Annotated in this window: 5 protein-coding genes; 2 read left to right on the top strand and 3 right to left on the bottom strand. The window is 69.3% G+C overall.

The genetic code is table 11. The annotated features are described in order from the left end of the window. A partial coding sequence (locus ACFE64_RS06920) for a 3-keto-5-aminohexanoate cleavage protein (RefSeq protein ID WP_375391729.1) occupies positions 1–530 on the bottom strand: 530 nt, incomplete at its 3' end. A gap of 252 nt (positions 531–782) precedes the next feature. Between ACFE64_RS06920 and ACFE64_RS06915 the strand changes: the two genes are divergently transcribed. Next, positions 783–2012 carry an MFS transporter gene (locus ACFE64_RS06915; RefSeq protein ID WP_375391728.1) on the top strand — a complete coding sequence of 410 codons (1230 nt, stop codon included), beginning with the start codon at positions 783–785 and terminating at the stop codon, positions 2010–2012. A 163-nt stretch (positions 2013–2175) separates the two neighbouring features. Beyond that, positions 2176–3147 carry a glucokinase gene (glk, locus tag ACFE64_RS06910; RefSeq protein WP_375391727.1) on the top strand — a complete coding sequence of 324 codons (972 nt, stop codon included), beginning with the start codon at positions 2176–2178 and terminating at the stop codon, positions 3145–3147. Positions 3148–3175: 28 nt separating this feature from the next. Here glk and ACFE64_RS06905 read toward each other — a convergent pair whose 3' ends face one another. Then, positions 3176–4120, bottom strand: coding sequence for a hypothetical protein (locus ACFE64_RS06905; protein ID WP_375391726.1), 945 nt, complete (start codon positions 4118–4120; stop codon positions 3176–3178). A gap of 70 nt (positions 4121–4190) precedes the next feature. Continuing rightward, the gene (locus ACFE64_RS06900; protein ID WP_375391725.1) at positions 4191–6515 is read right to left on the bottom strand and encodes a GH92 family glycosyl hydrolase; all 2325 of its coding nucleotides are present in this window, start codon (positions 6513–6515) and stop codon (positions 4191–4193) included. Between the last annotated feature and the right edge of the window lie 15 nt (positions 6516–6530).

Here is a 6530-nt window from a genome sequence, read left to right as displayed (position 1 = left end):
TTGTAGAGATGCCCGACATCGTAGCATTCATGCTCGAACTTGGTGCCGGACTCGGCCATCCGCTCGAGGATGGTGCGGATGTCGCGGAAGGTGTTGCGGAAGATATAGTCGTCGGAGTTGACGACATAGGCCTGCTCCCACGGATGTTTCCACGCAGTGATGCGGTCGGCGGCCTGGAAGAAGGCGAAGTTGAGCGAGCCCATGTTGAGCGAGCACATCTCGGGCCGGAAGCGGAGCGCGGCGGCGAGCCGCTGGTGCACCGTCATCGTGACCGCGCCGCCGGTGGTGATGTTGACGACCGCGTCGGTGCGCTGCTTGATGACCGGCAGGAAGCGCGCGTAGATCTCGGGATCGCCGGTCGGCGAGCCGTCGTCGGGATCGCGGGCGTGCAGGTGGATGATCGCCGCGCCGGCCTCGGCCGCGTCGATCGATTGCGCGGCGATCTGCTCGGGCGTGACGGGCAGCGCGTCCGACATGCTCGGCGTGTGCGCCGATCCGGTCACCGCGCAGCTGATGATGATCTTGGCCATTGCTCGTCCTCTCCCGCCGCGCCGCTGGCTGGCGCGTGTCGCGGACGTTCGTGCCGGGCGACGGCGGTCGAGACAAATCAACGCTGCGGCTCGCGCGCATTGATCTCCAAAATAACGCTGGCGCATAAGCGGGGCGCGCCGCATTGTTCTTGATGATATGAGCCGCGCCGTTCGGTGATTTGCGTCCCTCTGCCGAACCCGCAAGAACGAGCCGACCCCACGCGACGATGGGGCAGCGGAGAAGGAGCCGGGATGCACCACCAACCGCGCGCGGCAGAGAGCCAACCTGCCACCACCGTGTCGGGCGCTGCGCTCGTCACGGTCATGCTGTGCTGCGCGATCGCCTTCCTCGACGGCGCCGACACGCAGGCGGTGGCGATCGCCGCACCGCTGATCGCGCGCGATCTGGCGATCGGTCCGGGGCCGCTGGGCGTGATCTTCTCGTGCAGCCTGTTCGGCGCGGCGCTCGGTGCGATCGGCTGCGGATCGCTGGCCGATCGCTATGGGCCCAAGCGGATGCTGCTGCTTTGCACGGTCTGGTTCGGTGGCTTTCAGCTCGCGACGGCGCACGTCGACGGCTATGGCGCGTTGCTGGTGTTCCGCTTCCTCGCCGGGCTCGGCCTAGGCGGCGCGACGCCGTGCTTCCTGGGGCTGGCGGCGGCCCAGGTCGCGCCGCGGCATCGCGCACGTTGCCTCGGGTTGCTATGGGGCTGCTTCCCGATCGGCGGCTTCGTCGGCGGCTTCGTCAACGGCTGGATCGTCGAGCATCGCCTATGGCAGGCGGTCTTCACGATCGGCGGCGTCGCCCCGCTGATCGTCGCCATGCTCCTGGCGGTGCTGGCGAACGAAACGCGCCAGCCTGTCGTGCCGGCTGGCGCGGCGGCAGCCCGGGGCGATCCGTTCGCGCTGTGGCGCGACCCGGTCTTGCGCCGCCACATGACGTTGCTGGGCTGCATCTGCTTCGGCGCATTCGGAACCCTGGCCGGGATCGTGGTGTGGATGCCGACGATCCTTGTCGCGACGGGCTTCCGCCCCGCGCAAGGCGGAGCGATCCTGTCGTGGAACGCGGTGGGCGCGCTGATCAGCATGACCTCGGCGGGATTTCTGCTGGAACGCTTCGGCGCCCGGGTGTTGATCATCGGTTTCGCGGCGGCCACGCTGCTGATGATCGGCCTCGGCACGGCGCTCGGGTCGCTGGCCGCGGTCGCGGCGTGCATGGCGTTGCTCGGCGTCGGGCTCGGCGTCGCCGCGTCAGGCGGCATCGCCGCGACGGGCCAGCTATTGCCCGCGGCCATGCAGTCGAGCGGCCTCGGCTGGGCGATGGGCGCGGGGCGGCTCGGTCAGGTCGGGTTGCCGCTGCTGATGGGCCTTGCGCTGCAGCGTGGGGTCGCCGCCGAATGGGTGCTGGCGGCGAGCGCCGGCCTGCCGCTGGCCGGCGCGGTGGCGGCGCTTCGGCTGCCGCGACCGGCGGCGTCGGCCTAGTATCCCGACTGCATATCATCTTCGACATGTTGCAGCGATCGGGCGAAGGCTCCCCGCCTGCTTGAGGCCACGGGCTCGACGTCAGCTTCCGGTTCTGACGCGGGCCGGTTGACGCGGCCCGGACCGCCCGTCAACGCGGGGGCGAGCGGCAGGAGAGGGCGGCGTGACGGAACTGGTGACGGCGGACATCGGCGGCACGCACGCGCGCTTCGCGCTCGCCGTGGTCGACGCCGGACGGGTGGTGGAGCTCGGCGCGCCGGTGACGCTCGCCACCGCCGATTACGCCAGCCTGCAGACCGCGTGGGCCGCGTTCGGCGCGCGGATCGGGCGGACGTTGCCGCACGCCGCCGCGATCGCGGTCGCTTCGCCAGTGCGCGGCGAGGTGATCCGGCTGACCAACAATCCCTGGACGATCCGCCCGGCGCTGATCGGCGAGCGGCTCGGCGTCGACCGCTACGTGCTGATCAACGACTTCGGCGCGGTCGGTCACGCGGTGGCGCAGGTACCCGCGGACGAGCTGCTGCATCTGTGCGGGCCGGACGGGCCGCTACCCGAAACGGGCGTGATCACCGTGTGCGGGCCGGGCACGGGGCTGGGCGTCGCGCAGGTGGTGCGCCGCGAGGGCGGCTATCAGGTCGTCGAGACGGAGGGTGGCCACATGGACTACGCTCCGCTCGACGCGATCGAGGATGCACTCCTGCAGCGGCTGCGCGGGCTCTACACGCGCGTGTCGGTGGAGCGGGTGTGCGCCGGGCCGGGCATCGTCGCGATCTACGAAACGCTGGCGGCGCTGGAAGGTCGGGCGGTCGCCAGCCGCGACGACCGGGCGATCTGGACGGAGGCGCTGGACGGGACCGACCCGATCGCGCTGGCCGCGCTCGACCGTTTCTGCCTCGCGCTGGGCGCAGTGGCGGGCGACCTGGCGCTGGCGCAGGGTGCGACGGGCGTGGCGATCGCCGGCGGGCTGGGCTTCCGCCTGCGCGATCGGCTGGCGCGGTCGGGCTTCGGCGAGCGGTTCGTGGCCAAGGGGCGATTCCAGGGGATGATGGCGGCGATCCCGGTCAAGCTCATCACCCATCCCCAGCCCGGCCTGTTCGGCGCCGCCGCCGCTTTCGCCCAGGCCTATCCCGAATAGCCGCGATCGCAGCTGCGTTGCGCGTCGCTCACCGGAAAGGCGAGCCGATGATCCGCTCCAGCACGCCCCATTTCAGCGCAGCCCGCCAGTAGCGCGCACGCGAGCGGAACGGGCGCACGCGCCGCGCGCCCCGCCAGTCGCCCACCATCAGCCGCTCGAGCGTCGCCGCGACGACGGGTTCGCTCGGCGTATAGGGATCGATATAGGCGACCGGAAAATACGGAATGTCGGTGAAGCGCTTGCTCGCCGCGCAACGGTGGATTTCGAGCCCGGGATTGAACACCTTCGTAAAACCGGACAGGGCGGAAGAGGTGATGAGCACCGCTGCGCAACGGGACAGCAGCAGACAGTCGAGCATCGCGCGGCGCGCGCTACCCAGGTCGTCGACTGATTTATTGTCTGTCTTGTGAAACTCGACTTCGCCCAGATTGATCACCTCGCAATCCACCGCCTCCCGCAGCTTGCCCGCGAACGCTTTATCGTCGGTGGCGAGAAAGATGCGTCGCAGGTCCGGGCGAGTTCCGAGCCGGTCTTGCACGAAGCTGATCATCTCGGCTGAGCTTACGGGATTTGTATCCCACGTCGCGGTCAGCTTGTCCGTGCCGCGATAATGCACACCCAACGCGTCGCCGAGCGCCCCCACCTCATCAGCCCGCTCGACGATGTCCGGCGATATCGTGAAGAAGGAGAACCACAAATCGTGCAGCGCCTGCCAGTCATTGCCTAATCGCGCGCAATGCCGTCGGCGCAATAGGGCGAGGGGGACTACTGTGCCGTTCTGACGGGGCGAGTAGGCCAGGTCCAACACGCCGGGAATGACCGGACGCGCATCCCCACCATAAAAGCGGGCGTGGATGTCCCATGCCGGACGCGCGCCGATACGCTCCAGATAGGGTAGGATCTCGAAGATATAGAGCAGGACCTGCCCGAACAGGCCTTCCTGCAATTCCTCCGCGGCAGTTACAATCTTCACCGCTTCATCCTATATCTGGCCACGATATTTGAACAGCAATAAACATGCTCTGGCCGGTCCGGACGGCGCCTCAACGCGTGCTCATCGAGTATGGCCGTGCGCCTTTCGTCTTGCCCCAGCGGGTGTTCGGGGCGGCCGCCATGGTGAAGCGCAGCTTGCCGCCGACCCGGATCTCCGCGTCGCGGATGTAGGTGCGCGCGAGCGGCCGGCCGTTGAGCTTCACCGCGCCGACATAGCGGTTCGCGTCCGACAATCCGGCCGCGACGATCGTGAAGCGTTTGCCGTCGGGCAGGTGCAGCACCGCGCGCCGCACGAACGGCCTGCCGATGACATACTCGTTCGAGCCCGGCGCAACGGGGTAGAAGCCCATCGCGGTGAACAGCAGCCAGGCGGACATCTGGCCCAGATCGTCATTGCCGGCGAGCCCGTCCGGTGTCGGCTTGTACTGCGTATCGACGATCTGCTGCAGCCGCGCCTGCGTTCGCCAGGGTGCGCCGGCATAGCTATATAGATAGGCGACGTGGTGGCTCGGCTCGTTGCCATGGATGTACTGGCCGATCAGGCCGGCGATGTCCTCGGACTTGGAGTAATCGAGCTTCGAGGTATCATAGTCGAACATCGCGTCGAGCCTGGCGACCGCCTTGGCATCGCCGCCGAGCAGGCGGATCAGCCCGGCCTCGTCCTGCGGCACGAACCAGCTATACTGCCAGGCATTGCCTTCCGTGTAGTCGGAGCCATAGTCGATCGCGGCGGGATCGAACGGCGTGCGGAACGCGCCGGTGGAGAGCCGCGCGCGCAGCCAGCCGCTCTTCGCGTCGAAGCTGTTGCGCCAATAGGCCGCGCGGCGCCCGAAGCGGGCGGCGATGTCCGACCGCCCCATCGCGCGCGCCATCCGGGCAATCGTCCAGTCATCATAGGCGTATTCGACCGTCTTGGACGCCGCCTCCGGCTCCTTGTCGATCGGCACGTAGCCGCGCTGCATGTACTCGCCCAACCCGCCATAGGCGGCGTGATCGGCACTCGCGACCATCGCCGCGAGCGCCCGATCGGCGTCGAAGCCGCGCAGGCCCTTCAGATAGGCGTCGGCGATGACCGGGGCGGCGTGATAGCCGATCATCGTCCAGGTCTCGCGGCCCGCGAACTGCCAGACCGGCAGGATGCCGTCCGGGCTCTCCTCGCGGCTGGCGACGAGCGAGGCGATCGCGTCGTCGGTGGTGCGTTCGGGCTGGATCAGCGTCAGCAGCGGGTGCTCGGCGCGGAACGTATCCCATAGCGAGAAGGTGGAGCGGAAGGTGAAGCCGTCCGCGCGATGCACCTGATCGTCCGGCCCGCGATAGCGGCCGTCCGCGTCGCTCCAAACGCTCGGCGCGAGCAGCGCGTGATAGAGGGCGGTGTAGAGGCTGGTGCGCAGCGGCGCCGGCGCGTCGATCTCCAGCGCGCCCAGCGCCTCCGCCCAGGCGGCGCGGGTGCGGGCGAGCACCGCGTCGAAGCCGCCGGGCTCGGCCGCCAGATTGGCGACCGCTGCCGCCTCGTCGACGCCCGACAGCGCGACCTTCACCTCCAGCGGGTGCGCCAGCTGGCCGAAATCGAGCCGTGCCTCCAGCGCGCGCCCGAGCTTCTCGTCCAGCGCATCGCTGCCGCGGCCGGGACCTTGGAAGCCGCGATACGGCACATCGGTCTCGCGGTTCACGAAGGCGTGGCCGGTCAGCGGTGCGGAGAAGCGCATCGCGAAGAACAGCTTGCGCCCCGGCGCCCAGCCGCGCGTCTCGCGGAAGCCGGTGAGCGTGCCGTCCGGGTGCAGGTGCAGACCCGACCACAAGACCTTGCCGGGATAATTGTAGAGCGACGGCCGGAGATCGACCACCAGGTGCGCCTCGGCGCCGTCGCTGAAGCTGTAGCGGTGGACGCCGACGCGCGTGCCCGCCGTCAGCTCGGCGAACACCTTCCGGTCGAGCAGCGACACGGCGTAATAGCCCGGGCTCGCCTTTTCCGCCCGGTGGTCGAAGCGGGAGCGATAGCCGGAGCCGGGCCGCTTGGGATCGCCCGGATCCATCGGCACCGTCTCGCCCGCTACCGGCATTACGAGCACGTCGCCGAGATCGGAGTGTCCGGCGCCGGAAAAATGGGTGTGGCTGAAGCCCTCAATCGTGGGGTCTTCGTAGCGGTAGCCGGCGGCGTGGTCGTAGCAGGCGCGGATCACGCAGGAGGTATCGGTGTCGGGCGACAGCTGCACCATTCCGAACGGCGCGACCGCCCCGGGAAAGGTGTGGCCCTGGCCACCGGTGCCGATGAACGGATCGACGCTGGCGGACGGCGCGCGGCCGTCCTGCGCGGCGAGCGGCGTGGCGAGGACGGCGGCGGTGGCGAGGGCGAGGGCGAGGGCGAGGTGGCGCATGGCGACGAGCCTAGC

The sequence above is a fragment of the uncultured Sphingomonas sp. genome (assembly GCF_964250165.1).
Lineage (GTDB): Bacteria > Pseudomonadota > Alphaproteobacteria > Sphingomonadales > Sphingomonadaceae > Sphingomonas.
Note: the sequence above shows the minus strand (reverse complement) of the source record. Positions and strands in the feature narration are given on the sequence as shown.

Excerpts from the sequence above, each read along its gene's own strand:
- ACFE64_RS06915 (WP_375391728.1), top strand. The coding sequence starts at position 783 with ATGCACCACCAACCGCGCGCGGCAGAGAGCCAACCTGCCACCACCGTG.
- ACFE64_RS06900 (WP_375391725.1), bottom strand. The coding sequence starts at position 6,515 with ATGCGCCACCTCGCCCTCGCCCTCGCCCTCGCCACCGCCGCCGTCCTC.